The organism is Solidesulfovibrio sp. C21 (assembly GCF_047785625.1).
In the GTDB taxonomy this organism is placed as follows: domain Bacteria; phylum Desulfobacterota; class Desulfovibrionia; order Desulfovibrionales; family Desulfovibrionaceae; genus Solidesulfovibrio.
The window spans coordinates 27,493-47,241 of the sequence record NZ_JBLODY010000002.1 but is presented as its reverse complement, the minus strand read 5'-3'; the positions used below and the strand labels follow the sequence as shown (position 1 = coordinate 47,241).

Below are 19,749 nucleotides of genomic sequence, written 5' to 3'. Positions count from 1 at the left end.
GTAATGTGGATTGTTGATTTTATTAAAAAACTTGCTGTGACGGGTGCAAATCAGGAAAATTATGCGATAACTTGGCATAACAATAGGGTTGAATGTTTAAAAAATGAATTTACTTTCCTTCAAAATAATCCGTATTCTCATTGTTCAATGCAAAATTCCGAACTTAGGCGTTTGGCTAAATTAATAAATGAAAGCGATAGAATAATAGAGACGTCGGAGTGCATGAACGAAAGATTGAGGAGGTGTGAGTTCTGTATAGATGCACTGTTTAAAATTTGTGCCTGTTTCCAAACGGAAAGGGATTATGCTGTATCATTGTCAAACGCTCTAGAGACATATGAACGGCTGAAGAAAGGTGACCTTCCATCAATTACGATTCAAGAATATTTTAAAAAAGTGGACAACCTTACATTCGACGAAGTATGGGACAGCTTGAGCGGTAGTAAACAAAAAACTATCCCAAGGATTCCAACGGTAGACGGGATACCTGTTTACGAATATGCCGAAACCCACAAACACGACTTTGAAATTATGTACAGATGTTGCATTGCAGTACTAAAAGAGTCTTGCACTTCTAAAACAACCCCGGCTCCGCATTATTTCTGGCGTTGTGCGGTTCTTTCAAAAAAGGCAAAGAGATACGATATAGAAGTAAAGGTGTGTGAAAGTTATTTGGAGTTTGTAGATAGATACTGTTCCGAAATGACGGCGGATGGAAAGACCCTCGGTAAAGATTGCCTCGATATTTCCCAAGGCCCCCGCGTTGCCGACATGCGAAAGCGCCTCCCGAAGGCCCGTGTCAACTTGGCAAAGCAGCAAGCCGCCAAAATCGAGAATGGGTTGGGCTCTTGACATCCTCGACCCTCTGCCCCAAGGGAACCCTATGACGCTCCTTTTCGACGATACCAAGAAGCTGGAAAAGGCCCTGGGCGAGGAGGCCACCCGGGCGATCCTCAATATCGTGGAATCCTCCAGGGGTGAAGCCGCAACCAAGGCGGACGTGGAAAAACTGCGGGGTGAAACCCGCGAGGATTTCGCCCGTGTCCGTGGTGATATCCGCCGCCTGGAGATGCAGATTCGGCTGCTCATCCTCCTCGCCCTGGTCGCCATCGCCATGTTCAGCCCGAACTTGGCCGCGTTGCTGAAGTTCGCCAAGTAGCTCCCGGCCCGTCACGATCCTAAGCTCTCCGGCGAACCGGAAGGCTTTTTTGTGGAGTGGGGTTGACTTCAGCCGACGAGTGGGCAAGTGAAGGGTATGGTTAAGCGCGCGGCCGATTGGCTCGAAAAATTCAGCGTAGCCGCCATGGCCGTGGGCGTATTTCAGGAGAAAGTCTTGGGGGTCTTCATCGGGGCGGCCTGCTTGGCTGGCTGCATGTACCTCACCCGGAGGCTCAAATGAACGGCAACCTCGTTTGGATTCTGGCGGCCCTGGTCGCCCTCGGCGTGTTCTTGGTCGGGCTGTACTACGGGAATCATGGGGACAAGCCCAAGCGCCCCGGCGGCTGCTGACTCGCACTTGCCCCGACATTTCGGCCCCGGCTTCGGCTGGGGCCTTCTTTTTTCTTGACACCGGGAGAAATTGGCGCGGGCCGGGTTATAGCTGTCGGCCCGCGCCAATTCCTCAGTATCCCCGCGCCTTGTTTATGTACTGCCTTGCCTGTGCGGGGGCTTTTTCTTGCCACGGCGTGGAATTGTGAGCGGGCGGGATGACCTACTCTACAGTTATCCTATCAATCCAGCCCCGTGCAACACGACGCAAACCCAGGCCAATACTTTTTTGGGCTCTTTCCTCGCGAGGGAGGCAACAGCAAACAGAATCCCAATCAGCGATGTTACTTTGAAAATCCAGCCGAAAGTTTTAGTAAACAGGGTAAGCACGATAATGATGCTTTGTGTGTTGCCACTAGATTCTTTTGAAAGCCACAGAAGAATGGACGCCCCTACAAGAATTTCACCAACAAAGACATACCAGGACACGTTGGCGCATATGCTTTTTCGTATGGCCCACGATTCCTGAACAACTTCATACCCGCAATGCGGACACGCTTCCGCCTTATCCGAAATTTCGTGCCCGCATTCAGGGCATTTCACCAACGCCATTAGCCAACCTCCTTCCATTCTTCGCCAAACCGATACCAACCGCCAGCGGGGCAGGGCAAGCCCTGGCGGAAAGTTTTTTCTTGACTTGGGGAAATTTTCGCGGGCCGGGCTTGACAAGTTATCTAGGAAAGCTTAGAAAGCTAGAAAGGAGGGCGCAAAGGGTGAAAGCTATCAACATAAAGGTTTTCCCTGATGATGTTCATCGGGAAGCGAAAGCCCAGGCGGCAAAGGAGGGGAAGACCCTTCAGGACTGGATAATTGAGGCTGTCAAGGAGAAATTGGAGCGTTCCAAAGAAATCCAGTAACAAAAGCGGCCCCGGCCGGGTGTACCACCACCCAACCAGGGCCTAACCCCAGCACACCTTACGCGGAGGTGCACCATGGCTCAGGCTATTTTATCCGAACCCGTCGTCGCGGGCAATCCCGTGATCCCCGTCGAATCCCTGACCCCCATTCTCTATAAGGACGTTCCCGTTCTGACAACGGCGTTGCTCTCCGGCGTTTACGGGACAACCCAAGGCTGCCTCCGCGAGAACTTCCGGGCAAACCGCGAACGCTTTTTGGATGGGAAGCACTTCTTTAAGGTAACAGGCCAGGAACTTAGGAAATTGCGCGAATGCGTCAGGAATTCTGACGCATCTATTCTTCCTAAGACCGGCGGCGAACTCACCCTTTGGACAGCCCGGGGTGCTGCTCGCCACGCCAAGATGTTGGATACGGACAAGGCCTGGGACGTGTTCGAACTCCTGGAGGAGAACTACTTCAGCCGCCGGCCCGCTCTCGGAGAGCCCACCCCCCCCTCCACCCTCTCCACCTCTTCCCGCCTCTCGATCCAAAACCTGATCGCGGCCAAGGTTTCGCACTACCCCTCGGAGTTGCGCCCCAAGGCGTTCAAGGAAGCCTGGAGCCGGGTGAAGAACAAGTTTCAGGTGGCCAAGTACGAGGAGATTCCCGAGGCGACGTACCCGGACGTGGTGAGCTACATCCTGGCCATGGAGATGAAGCTGGCACTTCCTGCGGCCGAAGCGCCTAAGGCGCTTCCCGAATCGCCCAAGGCCGGCACGATTCAAGAGTACGCTTGGTTCTACCCCAGCCTGCCCGAGACGCCCGACATGTGGCGCCGGCTTTCCTTTCGGGCGGCAGACGCCTTTGAACGGCTTGGCAAGGAACTGGACACCATCAAGGCCGAAGCCTTCCGGGTCTTCCGGGAGCACCGCCGTTCCGGCGTGGCAACCTTCTTCGACGGGGTCATGGGGCCGCACAGGGCCATGTTCGCCATCGCGGACGAACACATGCGCACGGCATATCGGTGCGTCTACGAGGCCCTAGACGGACTGATCGCAGTGCATGCGCTGCTCAAGAGAGGGTAAGGCCATGAGTGACCCACGCACAAACCCCGGAGAAAGCGACCATGTACGCAGTGTACCAGAGCGGCTACAACGTTTACGGGACCGGCAACAGCATGCAGGCCGCCATCGCGGATGCTCGACAATGGATCGACGGCGAGGCCAATGTCGAGACGCCCCGCGCCCGCATCGGCGGCGAAACCATCGGCATCATGTACGTGCGCCCCTGCACGGCGCGCTTGGCCCAGGCCGTGCGCGACCACGGCGGCGACGTGGCCTACGAAATCAACGACGACGGTGCCCTCGACCTCGCCAACTGACGGAGGCGCGCCATGCAGTTTCTGACGTTCCAACTGTTCGCGCCCCTGGCCGCCATGGGGCGCGAGGCCTGCGGCGAAATCCGGCCGAGCGCCAAAATCCCACGCACCTCCCAGCTCGTCGGCCTGTTCGGCTGTTGCCTGGGCATTGGTCGCGACCGCCGGCAGGATCTGGCGGCCATGGCCGACGCCATGGGCCTGTGCGTCATGGCCGTTAACCCGGCCGCGCCGCCCATGCTCGACTACCACACCATCCAGATTCCGGCCGAGGGCAAGGATTTGACACCGCTTTTCACCCGCGCGGACGAGCTGGCGGCCTACACGCGGCAAAATCGCCGTCGCCCACCGAGTATGCGCCCCTATCCCATCACGTCGCGCCGCGGATACGTGCAAAACGCGCCGTTTGTAGTGGCCGTCTGGCCCACGGGCCCGGCCACGCCCGGCCTCGAGGACCTAGCCAACGCCATGCGCCGGCCTCGCTGGATTCCGTTTTTCGGCCGCAAATCCTGCGCCCTGGCCGTGCCCCTCGCGCCACGGATCGAGGAACACGATACCCCCGTGGCAGCCCTGCGCGCCTACCCCCTCGACGCGCATTTGCGCCGGGATTGGGGCGGCAGATACTATCCCGACAACCGGCCACAATTCTGGTTGCGCGAAACGCTCCTCGACGCGTTCGCATTTACAGCGGACGACGAGCATGGATCCACTCTGGCCGGCTGGAGCCTCCCGACTGGCCAGGGGCGTAATTTTCGGGAGGAAACCTGGAGGCGCATCAATGCCTGACGTTACCTTCTCTCCCCGTGCCGCCGCCACGCAGGCCGGCACGACAGCCATGCGCGTGCGTCGCTTGTGCGAGACAGGAAAAATCCCGGGAGCCTTCAAAGACGTGCGTGGGCACTGGTGCGTCCCGGCCGCCTCAATCGGCCACATCACCCCGGCCGAGCGCGAGGCATACAGCGAGTGGACGCAGCACGAAATCGCGCTGCTCGGCACAGACACCGACGCCCGCGTCGGCCGGCAGATTGGCCGCAGCTCTGAGGCCGTACGCGACATGCGCAACCGCAACAGTGTCGAGCCGTTTCCGGTTGGCAACGGCGTCGTGATCGAGCAACAGATTCCGCGCATGACGTCGGAGCGGTTGCGCGAATTGCAAAAACTGATTAACGAGACGCTACAGGCCCGCGCAGGAAAATGACCTCTCGTTCCCCGCAATTGCGGGGATGTCCCGTTTGTACACACAGCGCCAAAATTTAAGCCAATTATGTTCCCCGCTTATGCGGGGGTGCCACGGCAAAAACGCCCTCTGTGCTGGACCAAATACAAAGGGCCGACTCCCGCCGGCCCCCGTTATTTCTTCCTCTTCTGCTCGAACTGCTTCTGGATCGCCGGGAACATCGCACGTTCGATCCGCTTGACCTTCTCGTAGTCCCTTCGGCATCCTCCCATCGCCGTTGTCAACTCGACCATGGAGAGGGATGGTATGTGCAATGGCACTGCCATCATCCCCGCAGCGACGGGCCGATCAAACTCGTCAAGCGCAGACCACACCTCCCAGGCAAGCACATTGTCAACGTGCAACTCGACGTCACACTGCCGCAGGCAGGTATCGCAGGGCGGGGCCTCGTTCGCCTCGGCAAAGAGCTTTTCACACTCTTCGCGCGAGACGATCGACGCCCCCGGCTCGTGGGCCCTGCACCAGTCTACGAGTTTTTTTCGGCCACCTCGGCTTCGACGGCGTCGGCCGCGCCGGCATCGGCCAGCACGGAAAACATGAGGGCCGCACCGGCGGTGGTGTGGCAAAGAGCCACCATGTTTTCGGTGGAATAGGGGATGTAGCCATTGCGCCCGGGCAGCTTTTCCCAGCCCAGGACGACGCGCACGCACTTATCTTCGAGATGCTTGATGGGGTCCGCGATGATGTTGCGCTTCGTCTGGCGGTCGTAGGAAATGTAGGTCTTGTCGAACGCCAGTTCCTCATCGGACGCCATGGGGCGGACGTGAAAGATCGCGCCCGGCGCTTCCGGGACGCGGATGAAACGTTCGGGATTTTTCTCCAGCGAGAAGATGATGGCCATGATTCTTGATCCCCTTCCCCCGTATTTTGCGAGTCGGAAGCGGCCGGGGATTCCGCTTGTCGGGCGCGCGCCCTATCCGACTCGCAAAAGGTTATTCCAGGCCGATGACCAGGGAATTTTCGCCGATACTGTCCGTAGTCCTGGAGCCGAGAGCCGAGATCTTGGCCTTGATGGCCATGGTCGCGCTGTCACGGCTCAGGGACGGAGACTCGATGGGCGCGCGGGCCATGTAGAGACTGGCCCGATAACCGGGGGCCGAACCGAATTGGATTTCGAGGGCCAACTCGTCCCCGTCGAAGGCCTCCCCGAAACGCAGGGTGTCGGCGGTCCGGAAGTAGGAGTTGAAGTCCATGTTGATGTCGCGGGTTCCGGGGACGACCGTTTCGGGGTAGACGGTTCCGAGCTCGTCGGTCTTATAGTCCTTGGGAACGCCGATGGAGAGCGACGTGGTGCGGATGTTTCCTTTCACGCCGTCGATCAGCACCTTGGTGTCGCGGTTGAGCACGATGTCGCCAATGGGCGTGGCCGGGGGCAGGAACCCCATGATGGAATCCCCGACTTCCCAGCCGCCGGCCGGCACGCCCGGGCTGATGGTGATGGTGTTGGTGCTGGTGTCGATGTCGGTGATGGTAAAACCGCTGGTGCCGTTCGTGGCCCCCTTGGTCTTGTTCTGTATCCTTGCGCCCCTGGAGTAGGCCTTGGCGAATGCCCGGCCATCCGGGAGCTCGACCTTGATGGCGGTTGCGCCCTCGGCGGCGGCTACGGCAAGCTGCCCGATGGCGGCAAACCCCATGCGTGTTCCCTGGCCCTTGAACGAGAACAGCACGCCGTCTTCGTTTTTGATATCCACCGTACAGGCGTTGATGGTCGCCCCGGCCACGAACTGGAGGAACCAGTCGGTCATCTGCCAGTACGTGAACTTTTCCGCAGAGGGGTCTTGCTGGTAGACCTGGGTGAGCAGGGTGATTGCGGCGCCATCCACAGCCGCGGCGGCCACGGTCGAGTTGTAGGCTCGGGTGCAGCCGGTGAACGCGACTCCGGTGTTGCCGGTGTAGCGGATGGTTTCGGTGCCGATGCGGATCACGCCGACCGGCGGGAACGTGCCGTCCGCCGCCTCGTAGGGGATGCTCGTGACGGCATCGGTGATGTCCCCGTTGACCGTCGCGGTCAGGCCGGTAACGAACTTTCCCTGGAGGGCCCGGAGGAGGGCATGCCCCTGGGGCAGGACGCCGACGCCTCCCAAGCGCAAGTACATGGGGAGCGTCCATTCGGCCGGATCATAACCTCCCGGGAGCTTGTCCAGCTTGTCCAGGGTATCGGCCATTTCCTGGGAGTCGGTCGTCTTCGGGGACTGGTTGATACTCGGATCGCCGGCCGGGCAGACGAAATCGGCGGCAACCGGAAACTCCGGCGTCCCCGGCACCGTCTCCTTCGTCACGAAACAGCGGACGCGTCTGGACAGGTTGATGTCGTTAAAATCGTAGGCCATGGGAGCCTCCTCTATTTTCCGTTTTCGCGGTCGATAATCAGTTGCAGGATTGTTTCCGCCAAAAGCAGTGCGAAGTCGGGGTGTTCCGTATCCACGATGATCGGCACGGAAACCTTTCTGCCTGGGCCGTACTGCAAGGGCCCTGGCCGGATGAACCCCGGGGGCATCGCCATCGCCTCACTCCCCGACCAACGCCCAGAATGGGCAGGTGGTTGTGTGTTGCTGGTCCGCGCCCCGCACGTCGTTGGTGTTGGTGTAGGGCCTCTCAAAAATGACACCACCGATGTTCTTTTTTCGGAAAAGCGCTTCGACCTGACCGCCGATCCGATCCCCAGCCCGTGTACCCTTGGCGGCCGGGGTAAAAATCTGGACCTTGACCACACCAACGCGTTTGTCGACGCCGTCTTCGCCCTGCTCCATCTCGCTTGTCGGACCAGGAAGAACGTACAGGCACACCCACGGCCGGACGGTGTTCGCCGGGTCCAAGTTGCCGAAGGTGAATGGCGTGGCCGTCCAGTTGGCGTCGAAGTAGACCTCAATGGCCTGGGAGATGGCGTCAGGGGTCATTCTTTCCCCTTGAGCCATGCAACGGCTGTAAAAATCAAAAATAAAAAGACCAGAGCATGGCGAGTGATTCGGAAAAAGGTCAATTGTTCATCAAAGATTTTCCAAAAAACGACATCGACGCCAACACAAAACCCCCAGCGCATTGCCGCGAGGACGACCAGCAAGGGAAGCAACCAGGAAAAGAACCTCATCCGTCAAACCCCAATGCCTTGGCGGCCTCGCGCAGCTTGTCCGTGATCGCGGCCAGGGCCAGGGCCACGAATCCGCTGGGGGCCTGCTGCGAATGGCCTTCTTCAAGCGCCTCGATGTATTCGAGGTTGTTGTAGAGGACGTACAGGTCCGACTGCGGAAGCTTGGAGATGGCCGCGCCAATGTTCGCCTGGATAGCTTCCCGGTAATCCCCCTCGGGCAGTTGCCACGCGCTCCAGTCGGTATCGAGAGCCCAGGAAGCGCGGGCCCGGCCGGTATCTACCGGCGTGCCCTCGGCCACCATGCGCCAGAGGTCGAACAGGACCTTGCGGACCAGCTTGTCGAAATTCTGCTCGTATTCCTCGCCTACGGCGTTCAGCCAGGTGGAAAACTCGGCCGCGTTCCGGGAAACGTTGTCAAAGCCCATGCCCATGGCTACTGCCTCCCCTGGACACGGTAGAGCAGGGGCACGCCGCCCGGGGCCACGGCCTGGCTGGTCACGATGCTCCATTCGACGCCGGCGGCATCGAGCAGTTTGTCCGTGGTGCCCGGCGAGACGCCGAGGCCGGACGCGGCGACGGTGAATTGCTGGTCGCCGGACTTAATGCGCGTGCCATCCACAAGGGCGGCGCGGTAGCCGCTGGCCATGGCGTAGCCCGGGAAGTCCTGGGCGACGAGCGAGGCCGCCGCCCCTGATTCGGCGTCGGCTGGCATGGTGCCACGATAGCCGCGGGTACATCCGGTCAGCGTCGTTCCATCCAGGGCCGCATAAAAGATGGTTTCATCGCCGAGGGTGACGACGCCGTTGGTGACGGCCCATGTGCCGGACAGGTTCGCCAAGGGAATGGACGTGTCGGCGGCCGTGACCGAAGCGGCCAGGGCAGCGGACGGCGTTTCGTTCTCGCCGCTCACAGGGTTGTAGCGCTCGACCACGGGCCGGCGGATGGTGATGGCTTGGCCGTTTTCGGCGAAGTCGGGGAGGATGGCGGCGGCTTCGGCTGCGTAGTCCATGGCCTACTCCGACTCCACGAAGTCGCACGGCGGCGTCTCATCGAACCGCACGGCCTTGATGGTGGCGCGTCCCTCGACAAGTGCCCGGGTGATCCGGTGCCAGCCATCCATGACAAAGCCCTCGGCGTCGAGGATGATGGGGCAATTCATGTCGGCGGCCATGACCCGCTTCATGTGCGCGGCAAGATCAACGGCCGACTCGATCGGGTTCCAAACGTGCTGGCCGACGAAAAGCGCCACAAGCGGGAGATCGAAAGGTTTGAGCGTCTTGGTCCGGTCGATCAGAATGGAGACAAGCCACACCCTGCTCCCGCTTCGGAATTTGTTCTCGAAGCCGTGGTAGGACTTGAGGGCGACCGGTTTGTATGTGGTCATGTTCATCCCCTCACCAGATCCACGCTGGCGCTCGACTTTAGGAATGGCCGCAGCAACGCCTCGACCGCCTGAAACCGCGTCCCGGCCGGTGCGCCACTGGCGTACTGTGTGGTGATGATGTCCACGCGCTTCATGACGATCTGCCCGCCCCGGGCCAGGTCCGGCAGCATGTCCGTGCCGGCGAGGTAGCGCAGGGCGGCCTCGCATTGGGCCTGGAGGATGGCGTCGGGGATTTCGTTGGAAGGCCAGTAACCGGTGTAGGTCTGACCCATGAGAAAGCCATCTTGGTAATAGCTGCGGGTGCATCCCTGGTTGATCGGAACGCCAACCCGGGGCCAGCAAAGCGGCTGGTTGTATTTGACAGGCGCACCAAGCCAGGAGAGCCCCCAGAGGTAGCCCATGGCGCGAACCAGGGCGGCCTCTTTGGCGGCATCCTCTCCCGTCCAGTCCGATATTGCGCGGAGCGTGAAATAGGCGTCGGCGTAGGCCGTGTCGGCCAACGTCTGCGCCCCCGTCACCCCTGCGCCTGTCTCGACAACCAGAGCCATGGGTTATGCCTTGGCCTCGGCGGCCTGGATCACGGCCAGGATGGCGTCCTTGGTGGTGTTGTCGGCTCCGATGGTGATGCCGCGCTCCTTGGCGTAGGCCCGGAGCTCGTCCAACTTCATGTCGGTCAAGACCTTGGACGTGGGCTCGGCTCCCTCAACTTTGGACAAGCGGCCGGACGCCACTTCGATTTCGGCCATCTTTTCGTCAATCTCGGCGACCAGGGTCTTGTCTTCCTGGACGACGAACGTGTGGCCAAAATGGCTCACGGTGGTGCCGACGTCGGCGTTGGACTTGCGGCCGTTCATCGTGACTTTCATAATTCCCCCGGGAAGGGGCCGCCGAAGCGGCCCAGGCGGTCTAGTCGTTGATCGAGGTGAGGCGGGCAAGGCCGCGCCGGTTGAAGCTGGCGAAGTTGGCGTACTGCTTCACGCGGAAGATCTTGGAGTCCTTCGTCTCCTGCGCGCCGATGGGCTCGACCTGGATGCCGGCGGGAACGCCGTTCGGATGGATGCCAGACACGCCGATCTTCTGGGTGCCGTCGTCGAAGTTCCCGGCCCACACGGAGGTCAGCGCGCCGCCGGTCAGGGCCGCGCCGTTGGCGGTCTCCGCGACGGACAGGTACTCGTTCTTGAAGATCGGAATGCCTTCGTAGCCGATGGTGGTGCGGCCGTCCGGCAGCGTCACGACCCAGTCAGCGGCGGTGCCCCCCAAGGAGCGGAGCAGGGTCTTGTAACTGCGCATGGTGCGCGGGGCCATCATGATCCAGTCCACTTGGCCGTCCTTGGACTTCACGAGGTCAAGGAGCTCGTCCAGCAGGGCGAAAGCGATGGCTTGGCCAGTGCTGGCCGTGGTGTACTGCTCGGAGTCGCACATGGAATGCAGGGAGTTCATGGCCGGGGAAACGCCGGTGCCGGTGGCCATGCCGGTCTGAAACAGACGGCCGATGCTTTTGCCCTTGGAGCTGATTTCGAGGGCGACCTGGTTGACGCCGGCCGACTGCGACTGCGCTTGGACGAGGCCGTCCATCTCGGCGTCACCAATGATCTTGGTGGCGGAAAAAACGGCCTGGTTGAACGTCGCGGCGGCCTTGTTGGTGATGTCCGCGCCAACGGCGTAAAACCCGGCATCCCCGAGGGCATCCTCGCGGTTCACGATGATGGCCTGCCCGTCGTAGCCGGTGAAGGGGAGCAGGGAAAACCACGGGTTGATCGAGATGATGTCCTCGACCACGCCCACCACGATCTGGTTGTTGATGAGCTTTTTCGCTTCGGCAAGCGTCTGGGTGGCCATGTGGCGATCTCCTTAGCGCGAGCGGGCTACGCCATCCCGGCCGCCTTGAGGCCGGCGGCGATCTTGTCCACGCTCGACATGTTTTCGGTGTTTGTGGCCCCGGGGCCCTTGGGCGGCTGCGCGCCGCCCCCGGAAGCGCCGGTGGGCGCATAGCGCTTCGGGCGCTCTTCCTTATAGGTCTTGGCAAAGAAGGTGCTCAGATCGTCGGGGGATGGCTGGCCGTCCTTTCCCAGTACGGTGATTCCCCCGTCTTCTTCCATGCGGAAACGAGGAGCAGTGACGACCATGACGTCCTCGATCTCGTCAGACAGGACGCCGGACTTGAGAGCAGCGTCACGAACCTCGCGGTCAAGATGGAGCTTGCGAAGCAGGGCGTCCTTTTCGGCCAGCTTGCCCTTGAACTCGGCCTCTTTCTTTTCCTGGTCGGCGCGCCACTTCTCGCGGAGTTTGTCGAACTCGCCCTTTTCCTCCATCTGCTTGGTGGCCCGTTCTTCGGCTTCCTTCTTCAGCCGGGCGTATTCCTCGGGGTCCAGGTCTTTGAGCCCTGCCAGCTTCTTCTCGAAGTCGCGGGCGCGGTCGCGCTCCTTTTGCAGGGCCGACTTGAGGCCGGAGGTGTCCTCCAGGCCGTCCACGTCGAGGTGAAACTTCCCGTCTTTCTCGACGTAAAGCGCCTTTTGGCCCTCTTCGAGGCCGTCCAGGGTATCCAGCACGAGTTTTAACGCCATTTTTCGATCCCTCCCGGATCAAGTCGCGGGCATCACGCCGCGCGGCTGCTTTGCAGATGCGACCCACGCTATGAGCCGCCATGGACACGCGCCGCCCCCTGCGTGAGAAAATTTGCTCGGGCTTGGCGATTTCTTGTCCAATGCTAGGGGCCGGGCCGCGCATGGGCCATCATGGGGATGCGAAAAAGCGAGGGAAGGAAGGGGCGGAAATGAAATTTTCTTTGGTGGGTAATAAAAAACTATTGACAAAAGTTTTTACATTGATATTGTATTACCAACGGGGCGGGAATGGCCCGCCGGACAAGCAAAGGAGAAAGAGAATGCGCGATTCGACCAGGGTGTTGATGGACGCGCTAGAAAAGGCAACCGGGATGCCGGTTCTACATGGCAAAGGCGGGTTTTGGATCAAGGGGCACGGGTTTGTGACTATTGCCAAGGCGAGGCGCATGACTGGGGTGCCCGCCCCGGAGCGCCGAGTTAGGGAGCGTGTGCCGGCTTGGGGGGATTACGCAATCATTGCAATGATGAACAGACCAAGGAAAGCAAAAGCCCCCACCGGCGGCAACCGGTAGGGGCTGAAAGTGAAACCAGGGCTTACCCCGATCTCGAGCAAAGAAGAGGGTAGGCCCGCAACCGCCGAAAGGCAAGAGGTGAACGAAATGACCTACCCTCTGAGCAACGAACAACTTGAGCGGATGGCCCCGGCGATTTTCGCGGAAACCCCATGGGACGAAGTATCCGAGCGGTACGTGTTTGTTCCGACCTCGGCCGTGGTGGAGATGTTGCGCCAGGAAGGCTTCGAGCCCGTGCGCGCAATGCAGTCCCGGACCCGCATCGAGGGCAAGCAGGGTTTCACGAAGCACCTGCTCCGGTTCCGGCACCGCGACATGCTCGAGCGTAGCCTGACCCCGGACGACCTGGGGACGCTCATCCCGGAAATCGTCGTGACCAACAGCCACGACCGGGGGAGCGCGTTCAAGGTTGACCTGGGGATTTTCCGCCTGGTTTGCACCAACGGCATGGTGGTTGGCGACCATCTGTGCCCGCCCGTCTCCATTCGCCACTCGGGCCGACCGGACGACGTGATCGACGCCGCTTTCGAGGTGATCGAACACGCGCCGGCCGCCCTGGACGCTGCCCGCGAAATGCGCGCCCTGGCCCTGACCCCGGGCGAGCAGGCGGCTTTCGCCACAGCGGCCCGGGAACTCCGCTGGCCGACCGAGGAAGCGGCGACAGCCCGCGTGGAACCGGAAAGCCTGCTGCGCCCGCGCCGCTGGGACGACAAGGGCAACGACCTGTGGAACGTGCTCAACCGGGCCCAGGAAAACATTCTCAAGGGCGGCGTTAAGGTGCGAGGGGCCGATGGCAAACCGCGCCGGGCGGCGGCCGTGAACTCGGTGGACGGTGACCGCAAGCTGAACAAGGCCCTGTGGACCCTGGCCGAGGAAATGCGCCGGATCAAGGCCGCGTAGCGACCCAAAAGGCCGGGGAGGGGGCGACCTCTCCCTGGCCAGGGAGAAATAGGCCATGCACACACACAACGCCGACAGTAAGCAGGCCATTGGCAAGCAATACGCCAGGGCGTATAAGGCAATAGCCGCCCTGGGCGGAGATGATAGCAAGACGGAAGAGGTTGTCCGGTTCCTGCAAAGCGTAGAAATGCACCATGTGGACACAATCGACGCCTTGTGTCGAGTCCAGTCGGCGCTTATCGGGAATAAGAGCGAATCGGACCGATGGCATAGAGAAATGAACGAGTTTAAGCTGTAAGGATTTTGTTATGGAAATGGAAAAGTCAATTTTCTACACACCGACAATCCTTTTGTCCGACTCTCCAGTGTTTAAAAAAACTGGCAATATCGAGCATGACAAGGCTTTGGCTTGCGCCGATGGTTTGGGCGCCTGGGCTTGGGTTATGGCGGGGAATACTCCCCCGGAATATTTCGGTTGGAACATGGTCAAACTCGGGGAGTTTCTCGGATGCCTCCCGACCGCCGAAAGCCTTTCTGAATACGCGAAGCAAAACGGGTTCCTTTAGCATGCACGACCTTATCACCAAGATTCTCGGGGGCTCCGGCATCGCGCCGGACGCCCCCGGCCCAGACGGACGCCCGGCCGCCTACAAGGTCGCCGAATGGCAGGCCAACGAGTGCGCCACGCTGGCCGACGCCCGGACCTGCCGGGACTACCTGGCTTCTTGGCCGGAAGGCCCCCAAGGCGGCATGCTCCCCGTGACCCGGGTGGCCGTGATTCTCGACCTGACCCGGCAGGCGGTGCAGCAGCAGATTGCCCGGGACTACATTCACGCGGTCAAGGTCGGCAAAACGCACTTCGTACCGCTGGGCGAGGTCGAGCGGTGGAAGCCGGTCAAGGCGGGGAGGCCAAGAGGGGAGTTGCGGACATTTGCCGGGGTGTCTTTCCTCGGGACGACATTCCTTGGGCCGATACCGGCGGGCGGTGGCAAGAAGGATTGTAAGTAGTTTTTAGAATTTTTTATTTGACTCTAAACATGCTTTTATATACTTTACACCCATGGCAACGGTGACATGGACCATGCGGGCCGCCCGCCAATTCAAGAAGCTAGCGAAGCCCGATCAGCAAGCCGTAAACGTGGCGGTGAAAGGGCTGGCCATGTGGCCGGATTGCCATAATGTGAAGGCCCTGACGAACCGGAGCGATTACCGCTTGCGCGTGGGGCGCTACCGGGTGGTATTCACCGTGGACACCAACAAGGCTCCGGTGATCGTGCAGATCGAAGAGGTAAAGAAGCGTGATGAGCACACCTACTGAGCATCAAATCATAATGGGCCCGGACGGGAGCCCCATGTATGTGCTCGTTCCCTATGACCAGTACATGGCCGCCTGCGAGAAGCCCGACGAGAAGGTCATCCTCCCTCACGAGGTCGTGGAACTGGCCGTTGTCGAGGACAAGGGGATTGTCCGGGCCTGGCGCGAACACCTCGGCCTGACTCAGGAAGAGGCGGCCAAGCGCCTGGGCATCACGCAGTCGGCTTATGGCCAGATGGAGCGGCGTAAGGGCGGGCTTCGGTATGCAACGCGGCAGCGGTTGGCCGAGGCGTTTGGGATCGAGCCTGAACAGTTGAGGTTGTAAATTATCCTAGCAGGTATTTTACCAAAGGATCTCTATGAAGACACCATTAGTAGGAAGAATGACGTCCTTTGCTAATGCCCATCCAGACATCGAAAATGTTGAAGTTGAGTATAAACAAACATGGTTTGTTTATGTGCAAAAGCCGGGGGAAAGCGACATAAAAAAACTTACTGGCGTGCATGATATTCAACCTATTATACCATGTTGCAATGAAAAGTGCCATGATGGCGGCCTTAATATCGAAGAAATTATTTCCATTATGGCCGATTCTAAAAAAGCCGAGCTTGTTGACCAAACGCGCCAATGTATGGGGCATGAGGGGCGTAATGCTTATGATTCATGCCCAAACCACTTTAAATATTCGATAAGGATAACATACAAAAAAGACAAAAAGTCATAACCATGAAATTCGACTTCCGCACCCCCTCCCTTCGCAAGCGCATTGCTGCCCGCACGTCGCCGGCCCGGTTCATTCGGCATTCCCTTGGCCTCAAGGCCCCGCGTGGGTGGGGTTGGCTGACGAACCCGAAGAAAGCGGCGTACAACCGGGTCTACAACCGCACGACGGTCGGGTGCTTGCTGCCGATCCTGGGCGCGTTGCTGCTGGTGGCGCTGTTGGGCGGGTGGGCTTTCGCCCAATCCGCCAGCGTCTACGGCCCCTCCGGGGCCTACATGGGCTACGTGGTCGTCACCCCGAGTATGCCGCCCGGGGCGATTCCAGAAGCGACAGCGGCCGGCATTTCGACCGACAACGTCCAGTGCCCGAAGGATTTGCCGAAGGACCAATATCGGCAGTATATGCCGGCGGGGATGGAGCCGGCTCCGGGGTTGGGGATTTGTGAGGGGATGAGGAGGATGGAGAAGTGAAAGCACTTTTGTGGGTTCTTGCGCTGGCAGGCATTGTCAGCGGCGCGCTTTATTATGCGGCAAGCCTTAATGCCTTTGGCGGCATTGGCCTTGTTCTGAAGCATTGGTTCGCCCCAGGCTGAATAGCCCTCAACACACCTTCCCCTCCACCTCCATCCCCGCCAGCCGCTGCCCTCGCTTCGTCTCCTCGATGGCGGCCATGACCAGCGGAAACACCTTCTCGACTTCTTCCGCCGGCATGACCGCCGCATAGTTCGCTGCCGCCCGGGACGCGCCGGACTGACGGAAGAGTCCCACAGCTTGGCGTTCCAGATGGTCGGCCGTGGCGTTGTGGAACGCGGCGATGGCGAGACGTTTGCGGGTGAGGTCGTCATGAGTGGGCATTGGCAAGCGCCTCCAGTTGCTTCAAAGTTCTGGGCTGATAATCCGGCCCCACAAGATCCTGCATCTTGATCCGGCCGTCCTCAAGCAGTTTCACTCGCCCCGGGCCCAGGCTGGTTGACCCTTTCTCCGTGTCGGAGAGGTCGGAAAACCAGTCGTCGGCCGTGGCATAGCGGCCCACGCGCAAGGTCTTGTCCTTGCCACCCTCATGCACGCCCCTGACCAGAATTTCGCCGTCATAGTCCCGCCGACCCCGGATGACCCAGCGGTCAAGCTCCTGCTTCATCTCGTCCATGGGAATGCCGAGCTCGCGCCAGGTGATAGTCTTCGGCAGGCGGATGCAGCGACAACGGGGGTGAATCGGGGTGTCCGGGCCTTCCCCCAGCTTAAACTCGCGGCCATGGAGAGCCAGACAGATGGGGCAAACGCGGTTGTCGCCTGCGGTCATCCACTTCCAGCCCCGGACCACGTCGGCGTTTTGCCGGTAGACCATGTCCCGGGCTTGGTTGTTGGCCGAACTCACAAACGTCCTGCACAACGTCACCGCATCCTGCCGCGCCATCCCGAAGCCATCTTCGACCCGCCGCACCAGCCCGGGATAACCCTCGCCCCGGAGCACGCCCACGTTGATGGCCTGCCGAATCTGCCCCTGGACGCTGCAGGCAAAGCTCCGGTCCACCCATTCCTGGATCAACCGGCCGCCCAATGGTGTTTCCTGGAAGAACGTCCGGAGTTGTGCCGGCGACAGCGCCACGTTGTTCACACCCCTGGCCAGTCCGGCCACGGACAGCGCGCCCACGGTCTCGGTGATCGAGGGCGCCGCAACCGTGACCGACATGGTGGTGAACTGCTGCGTCAGCTCCGAGCGGACATTCGCTCCTGGAGCATCGGCTACGCCTTCTCGCCTTCGGCCTTCTTCCCGCGCCGTTCCCACAGCTTCATGCCCTTCATCTTCTTGCGCCGCTCCCGCACCAGCGACTTGCAGGCCAGGGCCGTGCCCTTCTTGTAGCCGTACTTCTCGCGGTAGGACTCGGGCGTCAGGCCATGGGAGGCGAGATGCTTCTTGGTGAGGATCTTGAATTTCTTGCCGCATTCCAGGCAGACCACGCCGCTTTCGGTGATCGCCTTCTTGGGGTCGACGGCAGGCGGCAGCATGCCTTCGTATCCGTCACCGTTCCCCGTCGTGTGGCCAGCGGCTGCAGCCTGGATGCCGGCGGCCACGTTCTTGATCATCGAGGTGATTTCGTCTTCGGTCATAGGCCGGGCGCTCGCCTGGGCGCGAACGATCTCAATCGCGGACTGCAACGCTTCGTTTATTTCCATTTTGTCCTCCTGCCGGCCCTGTCAGGCCGGGTTGTGGTTTACTTGTTGATTTTATTGCTAAAACGGAACGTCGTCCATTCCCGAGGCCTCGCTCGGGAACGCCGGCCCCGTACCTTCCTCCTGCCTCCCGCCTCCCGACGCCTGCCGGCCGGATGGCGCATCCTGGTCCCTTGGGGCTGGCACGCCACCGGCGCCGCGAGATTCCAGAAACTGCATGTTGCGTATGACGACTTCCGTCGTGTAGCGATCTGTTCCGTCTTGGGCTTGCCATTTTCTTGTCTGCAACTTCCCCTCGACGTAAATGAGCGACCCCTTCTTAAGGCTGTTAGCCATCAACTCGGCTGTTCTCCCCCAGGATTGAAGCCTATGCCATTCCGTTTTTTCGACTTTGTTGCCATCTTTGTCTTTGTATCCCTCGTCAGTCGCAAGCGAAGCAGAACACACGGCTTGTCCTGACTGCGTATAACTCAATTTAGGGTCCTGGCCAAGCCTCCCAATAAGCATAACGCGGTTCAACGATCCGGCCATTATCTTTGCCTCCTGTACCAATTACGGCACTTTTCACGCCATTTACAGTCCTCGACCTCAACCAGCGGCGTAGCCTTCTTCCGTTTGCCATCCCAATACACGGAGCCATTGCATTGGCCTCCGGTCGCACATGGGATGGACGGGCAAACAGAGCAGGGGAGAGGGGAGGTCATGATACCCCCATGCACGGTGACCGTTTCTCGGCGCAAAGCTCCTTGATCCTCCGGGCCCAGACACGATTTTTCTCGGCTTGGGCATCAGGACTCAACGATGGCGCTGGCAGGGCCGGAAGTTCCCGATATGTCGGCACAACCCGCTTCGACGCTTCCAGGATGTCGCAGGACTTCGGGAAGAAACGGCAAGACCGGCGCGCCTCGGGAACGGCCAGCTTGAAAATATCCTGTTCCATCCCGCCAAGATCCTCGATGTAGTCCTCGGCAAGCAACGGTAGCGTTTCCGGGTTCACATCAGGATCGCGGTAATGCAGCGCCAGCCGGCAAAGCGCCTTCGACACGTCTTCCACCGTAATTTTCGCCATTTTCTGCTCCATCCGCCTGTTTCAGTGCCCGGGCCATGCCCTTGAACATTTCCGTCTGTTGCTGCCGTGGGGTGAGATTGGTCGATGCGGGGCTGGCCCTGGTTCTTTCCCTCGGCTTCGGGATTGGATCGAGCCACTTCTTTTTGCCCAGGTACGTCGAGAGGTTCATGGGCACGTCCATGCGCTTCCAGGCGTCGGACTGGCCACGAGCGGTGATATCGTCCACGACGCGGTCCCGAGGAAACCGGAATCGCATCGGCAGGAACACGTTATAGGCGGGGACGGTGTCCACGTAGCCGCCAGCCTCCTGGAAAACGGCCGCAATTTCTTGAAATTCGATGAGGCACTCGTTGAGGTCGGAAACGTTGGCGTTTGGCTGGGCGTCCGGGTCATCCTCCCGGGAAGAAGGCAAAGCGACTCCCGCTTCTCCCCCCTCCGGGGGGTAGGGGGGCTTTTTTATTTCTTCAGCCATTGGGGCAGGAGAAGGAGAAGGGCCTTGGGCTTGAAGCGTTCGTTTACGACCGTTCAACGGTCGTTCAACGGTCGTTAACGACTCGTATTCATCCCTTGAAACCCCTTGTTTCCCTTCCTTAATGAGGCGTGCGTATAGATCTGGATGAGTCTTCGCCATCCGCGAAAGCCTGGATTTGTCGCTCCGGCTGTCCGCTTCGGCGGCCCAGGCGTTATGTTCGCGCCAGTCGTGTAGGCAAAAAGTATCTCCGTCCTGATCCAGCCAGCGCAACGAAACTAACGTTTCAACGAACGTTGATTCGTTACCGGGCCACTTCGCGGCGATCTCGATACCCTCGACATCTTCGCCTTCAAGTCGTCCGTCGGGGTGGTTTTTGGCCGTCCACATCCAAAGGATCTGAAGTGATTTTGGTCCCTGAAGGCCAAGTCTGCGTTCAAGCTTGACCGTCTTAGGGTGGTCCCAAAACTCTGTGGAAAGGCGAATGTCGGTGTTCAT

Annotated in this window: 36 protein-coding genes; 18 read left to right on the top strand and 18 right to left on the bottom strand. The window is 60.1% G+C overall.

What is annotated here, in order from left to right; all coding sequences use genetic code 11:
• The first annotated feature begins 3 nt into the window (after positions 1-3).
• The 3 genes from ACMZ6R_RS00945 to ACMZ6R_RS00935 all read left to right on the top strand — a co-directional run bounded on the left by ACMZ6R_RS00945 (position 4) and on the right by ACMZ6R_RS00935 (position 1,399).
• Positions 4-852, top strand: coding sequence for a hypothetical protein (locus tag ACMZ6R_RS00945; protein ID WP_416108810.1), 849 nt, complete (start codon positions 4-6; stop codon positions 850-852).
• Between the two features lie 31 nt (positions 853-883).
• Positions 884-1,159: a hypothetical protein gene (locus ACMZ6R_RS00940; RefSeq protein WP_416108808.1), complete on the top strand. Its 276-nt coding sequence runs from the start codon at positions 884-886 to the stop codon at positions 1,157-1,159.
• A gap of 96 nt (positions 1,160-1,255) precedes the next feature.
• Positions 1,256-1,399 (top strand): hypothetical protein, encoded by a 144-nt coding sequence (locus ACMZ6R_RS00935; protein WP_416108807.1) that lies wholly within the window; start codon positions 1,256-1,258, stop codon positions 1,397-1,399.
• 323 nt (positions 1,400-1,722) lie between these two features.
• Here the strand turns inward: ACMZ6R_RS00935 and ACMZ6R_RS00930 are convergent, their stop codons facing one another.
• Positions 1,723-2,100 carry a zinc ribbon domain-containing protein gene (locus ACMZ6R_RS00930; protein ID WP_416108806.1) on the bottom strand — a complete coding sequence of 126 codons (378 nt, stop codon included), beginning with the start codon at positions 2,098-2,100 and terminating at the stop codon, positions 1,723-1,725.
• 161 nt (positions 2,101-2,261) lie between these two features.
• Between ACMZ6R_RS00930 and ACMZ6R_RS00925 the strand changes: the two genes are divergently transcribed.
• The 5 genes from ACMZ6R_RS00925 (at position 2,262) to ACMZ6R_RS00905 (ending at position 4,958) form a co-directional block, all read left to right on the top strand.
• Positions 2,262-2,405: a 3-hydroxyacyl-CoA dehydrogenase gene (locus tag ACMZ6R_RS00925; RefSeq protein WP_416108805.1), complete on the top strand. Its 144-nt coding sequence runs from the start codon at positions 2,262-2,264 to the stop codon at positions 2,403-2,405.
• Between the two features lie 75 nt (positions 2,406-2,480).
• Complete coding sequence (locus ACMZ6R_RS00920; protein WP_416108803.1) at positions 2,481-3,470, top strand: ORF6N domain-containing protein; 990 nt, start codon at positions 2,481-2,483, stop codon at positions 3,468-3,470.
• A gap of 41 nt (positions 3,471-3,511) precedes the next feature.
• Positions 3,512-3,766, top strand: coding sequence for a hypothetical protein (locus tag ACMZ6R_RS00915; protein ID WP_416108801.1), 255 nt, complete (start codon positions 3,512-3,514; stop codon positions 3,764-3,766).
• A gap of 12 nt (positions 3,767-3,778) precedes the next feature.
• Positions 3,779-4,546, top strand: a complete 768-nt coding sequence (gene cas5e, locus ACMZ6R_RS00910) for a type I-E CRISPR-associated protein Cas5/CasD (protein ID WP_416108799.1) — start codon at positions 3,779-3,781, stop codon at positions 4,544-4,546.
• Positions 4,539-4,958 carry a hypothetical protein gene (locus ACMZ6R_RS00905; RefSeq protein WP_416108798.1) on the top strand — a complete coding sequence of 140 codons (420 nt, stop codon included), beginning with the start codon at positions 4,539-4,541 and terminating at the stop codon, positions 4,956-4,958. The genes cas5e and ACMZ6R_RS00905 overlap by 8 nt, the downstream gene beginning before the upstream one ends.
• A 505-nt stretch (positions 4,959-5,463) precedes the next feature.
• On the opposite strand, the gene ACMZ6R_RS00900 is transcribed toward ACMZ6R_RS00905, so the two are convergent.
• The 11 genes from ACMZ6R_RS00900 to ACMZ6R_RS00850 all read right to left on the bottom strand — a co-directional run bounded on the left by ACMZ6R_RS00900 (position 5,464) and on the right by ACMZ6R_RS00850 (position 12,033).
• Positions 5,464-5,838, bottom strand: a complete 375-nt coding sequence (locus ACMZ6R_RS00900; protein WP_416108796.1) for a hypothetical protein — start codon at positions 5,836-5,838, stop codon at positions 5,464-5,466.
• 91 nt (positions 5,839-5,929) lie between these two features.
• Positions 5,930-7,327, bottom strand: coding sequence for a hypothetical protein (locus ACMZ6R_RS00895; RefSeq protein WP_416108794.1), 1,398 nt, complete (start codon positions 7,325-7,327; stop codon positions 5,930-5,932).
• 177 nt (positions 7,328-7,504) lie between these two features.
• Positions 7,505-7,894: a phage tail terminator-like protein gene (locus ACMZ6R_RS00890; RefSeq protein ID WP_416108792.1), complete on the bottom strand. Its 390-nt coding sequence runs from the start codon at positions 7,892-7,894 to the stop codon at positions 7,505-7,507.
• On the bottom strand, positions 7,891-8,058 hold the full coding sequence (locus tag ACMZ6R_RS00885; RefSeq protein ID WP_416108791.1) for a hypothetical protein: 168 nt from the start codon (positions 8,056-8,058) through the stop codon (positions 7,891-7,893). Before ACMZ6R_RS00885 ends, ACMZ6R_RS00890 begins: the two co-directional genes overlap by 4 nt.
• 23 nt (positions 8,059-8,081) lie before the next feature.
• Positions 8,082-8,516: a hypothetical protein gene (locus ACMZ6R_RS00880; RefSeq protein WP_416108789.1), complete on the bottom strand. Its 435-nt coding sequence runs from the start codon at positions 8,514-8,516 to the stop codon at positions 8,082-8,084.
• Positions 8,517-8,518: 2 nt separating this feature from the next.
• Positions 8,519-9,094: a hypothetical protein gene (locus ACMZ6R_RS00875; RefSeq protein WP_416108787.1), complete on the bottom strand. Its 576-nt coding sequence runs from the start codon at positions 9,092-9,094 to the stop codon at positions 8,519-8,521.
• Positions 9,095-9,097: 3 nt separating this feature from the next.
• On the bottom strand, positions 9,098-9,469 hold the full coding sequence (locus ACMZ6R_RS00870; protein WP_416108786.1) for a hypothetical protein: 372 nt from the start codon (positions 9,467-9,469) through the stop codon (positions 9,098-9,100).
• A 2-nt stretch (positions 9,470-9,471) separates the two neighbouring features.
• A complete protein-coding gene (locus tag ACMZ6R_RS00865; protein WP_416108784.1) occupies positions 9,472-10,017 on the bottom strand; it encodes a DnaT-like ssDNA-binding protein in 546 nt (181 codons plus the stop codon).
• A 3-nt stretch (positions 10,018-10,020) separates the two neighbouring features.
• Positions 10,021-10,335 carry a hypothetical protein gene (locus ACMZ6R_RS00860; RefSeq protein WP_416108782.1) on the bottom strand — a complete coding sequence of 105 codons (315 nt, stop codon included), beginning with the start codon at positions 10,333-10,335 and terminating at the stop codon, positions 10,021-10,023.
• 40 nt (positions 10,336-10,375) lie between these two features.
• Entirely contained in the window at positions 10,376-11,308 is a 933-nt protein-coding gene (locus ACMZ6R_RS00855) for a hypothetical protein (RefSeq protein WP_416108780.1), read from the bottom strand.
• A gap of 26 nt (positions 11,309-11,334) precedes the next feature.
• Positions 11,335-12,033, bottom strand: coding sequence for a hypothetical protein (locus ACMZ6R_RS00850; RefSeq protein WP_416108778.1), 699 nt, complete (start codon positions 12,031-12,033; stop codon positions 11,335-11,337).
• An 80-nt stretch (positions 12,034-12,113) separates the two neighbouring features.
• Between ACMZ6R_RS00850 and ACMZ6R_RS00845 the strand changes: the two genes are divergently transcribed.
• From ACMZ6R_RS00845 to ACMZ6R_RS00800, 10 genes are all read left to right on the top strand, one after another.
• On the top strand, positions 12,114-12,605 hold the full coding sequence (locus tag ACMZ6R_RS00845) for a hypothetical protein (protein ID WP_416108776.1): 492 nt from the start codon (positions 12,114-12,116) through the stop codon (positions 12,603-12,605).
• 87 nt (positions 12,606-12,692) lie between these two features.
• Positions 12,693-13,505, top strand: coding sequence for a DUF932 domain-containing protein (locus ACMZ6R_RS00840; RefSeq protein WP_156955658.1), 813 nt, complete (start codon positions 12,693-12,695; stop codon positions 13,503-13,505).
• 55 nt (positions 13,506-13,560) lie between these two features.
• The gene (locus ACMZ6R_RS00835) at positions 13,561-13,803 is read left to right on the top strand and encodes a hypothetical protein (protein ID WP_416108775.1); all 243 of its coding nucleotides are present in this window, start codon (positions 13,561-13,563) and stop codon (positions 13,801-13,803) included.
• Between the two features lie 10 nt (positions 13,804-13,813).
• Positions 13,814-14,071: a hypothetical protein gene (locus tag ACMZ6R_RS00830; RefSeq protein ID WP_416108774.1), complete on the top strand. Its 258-nt coding sequence runs from the start codon at positions 13,814-13,816 to the stop codon at positions 14,069-14,071.
• 1 nt (position 14,072) lies between these two features.
• Positions 14,073-14,513, top strand: a complete 441-nt coding sequence (locus tag ACMZ6R_RS00825; RefSeq protein ID WP_416108772.1) for a hypothetical protein — start codon at positions 14,073-14,075, stop codon at positions 14,511-14,513.
• A 73-nt stretch (positions 14,514-14,586) separates the two neighbouring features.
• Positions 14,587-14,823, top strand: a complete 237-nt coding sequence (locus ACMZ6R_RS00820; RefSeq protein WP_416108771.1) for a type II toxin-antitoxin system RelE family toxin — start codon at positions 14,587-14,589, stop codon at positions 14,821-14,823.
• 34 nt (positions 14,824-14,857) lie between these two features.
• On the top strand, positions 14,858-15,145 hold the full coding sequence (locus ACMZ6R_RS00815; RefSeq protein WP_416108770.1) for a helix-turn-helix domain-containing protein: 288 nt from the start codon (positions 14,858-14,860) through the stop codon (positions 15,143-15,145).
• 34 nt (positions 15,146-15,179) lie between these two features.
• Positions 15,180-15,545: a hypothetical protein gene (locus ACMZ6R_RS00810; protein WP_416108769.1), complete on the top strand. Its 366-nt coding sequence runs from the start codon at positions 15,180-15,182 to the stop codon at positions 15,543-15,545.
• A gap of 2 nt (positions 15,546-15,547) precedes the next feature.
• Complete coding sequence (locus tag ACMZ6R_RS00805) at positions 15,548-16,012, top strand: hypothetical protein (RefSeq protein ID WP_416108767.1); 465 nt, start codon at positions 15,548-15,550, stop codon at positions 16,010-16,012.
• Positions 16,009-16,134: a hypothetical protein gene (locus ACMZ6R_RS00800; protein ID WP_416108765.1), complete on the top strand. Its 126-nt coding sequence runs from the start codon at positions 16,009-16,011 to the stop codon at positions 16,132-16,134. Before ACMZ6R_RS00805 ends, ACMZ6R_RS00800 begins: the two co-directional genes overlap by 4 nt.
• Positions 16,135-16,141: 7 nt before the next feature.
• Here ACMZ6R_RS00800 and ACMZ6R_RS00795 read toward each other — a convergent pair whose 3' ends face one another.
• From ACMZ6R_RS00795 to ACMZ6R_RS00770, 6 genes are all read right to left on the bottom strand, one after another.
• Complete coding sequence (locus tag ACMZ6R_RS00795; protein ID WP_416108763.1) at positions 16,142-16,396, bottom strand: hypothetical protein; 255 nt, start codon at positions 16,394-16,396, stop codon at positions 16,142-16,144.
• On the bottom strand, positions 16,383-17,231 hold the full coding sequence (locus ACMZ6R_RS00790; RefSeq protein ID WP_416108761.1) for a minor capsid protein: 849 nt from the start codon (positions 17,229-17,231) through the stop codon (positions 16,383-16,385). Before ACMZ6R_RS00790 ends, ACMZ6R_RS00795 begins: the two co-directional genes overlap by 14 nt.
• A 53-nt stretch (positions 17,232-17,284) precedes the next feature.
• A complete protein-coding gene (locus ACMZ6R_RS00785) occupies positions 17,285-17,710 on the bottom strand; it encodes a MucR family transcriptional regulator (RefSeq protein WP_416108938.1) in 426 nt (141 codons plus the stop codon).
• Positions 17,711-17,773: 63 nt separating this feature from the next.
• Positions 17,774-18,244 carry a single-stranded DNA-binding protein gene (locus ACMZ6R_RS00780; RefSeq protein ID WP_416108759.1) on the bottom strand — a complete coding sequence of 157 codons (471 nt, stop codon included), beginning with the start codon at positions 18,242-18,244 and terminating at the stop codon, positions 17,774-17,776.
• A 169-nt stretch (positions 18,245-18,413) separates the two neighbouring features.
• Positions 18,414-18,782, bottom strand: a complete 369-nt coding sequence (locus ACMZ6R_RS00775) for a hypothetical protein (protein ID WP_416108757.1) — start codon at positions 18,780-18,782, stop codon at positions 18,414-18,416.
• Entirely contained in the window at positions 18,712-19,749 is a 1,038-nt protein-coding gene (locus ACMZ6R_RS00770) for a hypothetical protein (protein ID WP_416108755.1), read from the bottom strand. Before ACMZ6R_RS00770 ends, ACMZ6R_RS00775 begins: the two co-directional genes overlap by 71 nt.

Excerpts from the sequence above, each read along its gene's own strand:
- ACMZ6R_RS00945 (WP_416108810.1), top strand. The coding sequence starts at position 4 with ATGTGGATTGTTGATTTTATTAAAAAACTTGCTGTGACGGGTGCAAAT.
- ACMZ6R_RS00940 (WP_416108808.1), top strand. The coding sequence starts at position 884 with ATGACGCTCCTTTTCGACGATACCAAGAAGCTGGAAAAGGCCCTGGGC.
- ACMZ6R_RS00935 (WP_416108807.1), top strand. The coding sequence starts at position 1,256 with ATGGTTAAGCGCGCGGCCGATTGGCTCGAAAAATTCAGCGTAGCCGCC.
- ACMZ6R_RS00930 (WP_416108806.1), bottom strand. The coding sequence starts at position 2,100 with ATGGCGTTGGTGAAATGCCCTGAATGCGGGCACGAAATTTCGGATAAG.
- ACMZ6R_RS00920 (WP_416108803.1), top strand. The coding sequence starts at position 2,481 with ATGGCTCAGGCTATTTTATCCGAACCCGTCGTCGCGGGCAATCCCGTG.
- ACMZ6R_RS00915 (WP_416108801.1), top strand. The coding sequence starts at position 3,512 with ATGTACGCAGTGTACCAGAGCGGCTACAACGTTTACGGGACCGGCAAC.
- cas5e (WP_416108799.1), top strand. The coding sequence starts at position 3,779 with ATGCAGTTTCTGACGTTCCAACTGTTCGCGCCCCTGGCCGCCATGGGG.
- ACMZ6R_RS00905 (WP_416108798.1), top strand. The coding sequence starts at position 4,539 with ATGCCTGACGTTACCTTCTCTCCCCGTGCCGCCGCCACGCAGGCCGGC.
- ACMZ6R_RS00900 (WP_416108796.1), bottom strand. The coding sequence starts at position 5,838 with ATGGCCATCATCTTCTCGCTGGAGAAAAATCCCGAACGTTTCATCCGC.
- ACMZ6R_RS00895 (WP_416108794.1), bottom strand. The coding sequence starts at position 7,327 with ATGGCCTACGATTTTAACGACATCAACCTGTCCAGACGCGTCCGCTGT.
- ACMZ6R_RS00890 (WP_416108792.1), bottom strand. The coding sequence starts at position 7,894 with ATGACCCCTGACGCCATCTCCCAGGCCATTGAGGTCTACTTCGACGCC.
- ACMZ6R_RS00880 (WP_416108789.1), bottom strand. The coding sequence starts at position 8,516 with ATGGGCATGGGCTTTGACAACGTTTCCCGGAACGCGGCCGAGTTTTCC.
- ACMZ6R_RS00875 (WP_416108787.1), bottom strand. The coding sequence starts at position 9,094 with ATGGACTACGCAGCCGAAGCCGCCGCCATCCTCCCCGACTTCGCCGAA.
- ACMZ6R_RS00870 (WP_416108786.1), bottom strand. The coding sequence starts at position 9,469 with ATGACCACATACAAACCGGTCGCCCTCAAGTCCTACCACGGCTTCGAG.
- ACMZ6R_RS00865 (WP_416108784.1), bottom strand. The coding sequence starts at position 10,017 with ATGGCTCTGGTTGTCGAGACAGGCGCAGGGGTGACGGGGGCGCAGACG.
- ACMZ6R_RS00860 (WP_416108782.1), bottom strand. The coding sequence starts at position 10,335 with ATGAAAGTCACGATGAACGGCCGCAAGTCCAACGCCGACGTCGGCACC.
- ACMZ6R_RS00855 (WP_416108780.1), bottom strand. The coding sequence starts at position 11,308 with ATGGCCACCCAGACGCTTGCCGAAGCGAAAAAGCTCATCAACAACCAG.
- ACMZ6R_RS00850 (WP_416108778.1), bottom strand. The coding sequence starts at position 12,033 with ATGGCGTTAAAACTCGTGCTGGATACCCTGGACGGCCTCGAAGAGGGC.
- ACMZ6R_RS00845 (WP_416108776.1), top strand. The coding sequence starts at position 12,114 with ATGGACACGCGCCGCCCCCTGCGTGAGAAAATTTGCTCGGGCTTGGCG.
- ACMZ6R_RS00840 (WP_156955658.1), top strand. The coding sequence starts at position 12,693 with ATGACCTACCCTCTGAGCAACGAACAACTTGAGCGGATGGCCCCGGCG.
- ACMZ6R_RS00835 (WP_416108775.1), top strand. The coding sequence starts at position 13,561 with ATGCACACACACAACGCCGACAGTAAGCAGGCCATTGGCAAGCAATAC.
- ACMZ6R_RS00830 (WP_416108774.1), top strand. The coding sequence starts at position 13,814 with ATGGAAATGGAAAAGTCAATTTTCTACACACCGACAATCCTTTTGTCC.
- ACMZ6R_RS00825 (WP_416108772.1), top strand. The coding sequence starts at position 14,073 with ATGCACGACCTTATCACCAAGATTCTCGGGGGCTCCGGCATCGCGCCG.
- ACMZ6R_RS00820 (WP_416108771.1), top strand. The coding sequence starts at position 14,587 with ATGCGGGCCGCCCGCCAATTCAAGAAGCTAGCGAAGCCCGATCAGCAA.
- ACMZ6R_RS00815 (WP_416108770.1), top strand. The coding sequence starts at position 14,858 with ATGTATGTGCTCGTTCCCTATGACCAGTACATGGCCGCCTGCGAGAAG.
- ACMZ6R_RS00810 (WP_416108769.1), top strand. The coding sequence starts at position 15,180 with ATGAAGACACCATTAGTAGGAAGAATGACGTCCTTTGCTAATGCCCAT.
- ACMZ6R_RS00805 (WP_416108767.1), top strand. The coding sequence starts at position 15,548 with ATGAAATTCGACTTCCGCACCCCCTCCCTTCGCAAGCGCATTGCTGCC.
- ACMZ6R_RS00795 (WP_416108763.1), bottom strand. The coding sequence starts at position 16,396 with ATGCCCACTCATGACGACCTCACCCGCAAACGTCTCGCCATCGCCGCG.
- ACMZ6R_RS00790 (WP_416108761.1), bottom strand. The coding sequence starts at position 17,231 with ATGTCGGTCACGGTTGCGGCGCCCTCGATCACCGAGACCGTGGGCGCG.
- ACMZ6R_RS00780 (WP_416108759.1), bottom strand. The coding sequence starts at position 18,244 with ATGGCCGGATCGTTGAACCGCGTTATGCTTATTGGGAGGCTTGGCCAG.
- ACMZ6R_RS00775 (WP_416108757.1), bottom strand. The coding sequence starts at position 18,782 with ATGGCGAAAATTACGGTGGAAGACGTGTCGAAGGCGCTTTGCCGGCTG.
- ACMZ6R_RS00770 (WP_416108755.1), bottom strand. The coding sequence starts at position 19,749 with ATGAACACCGACATTCGCCTTTCCACAGAGTTTTGGGACCACCCTAAG.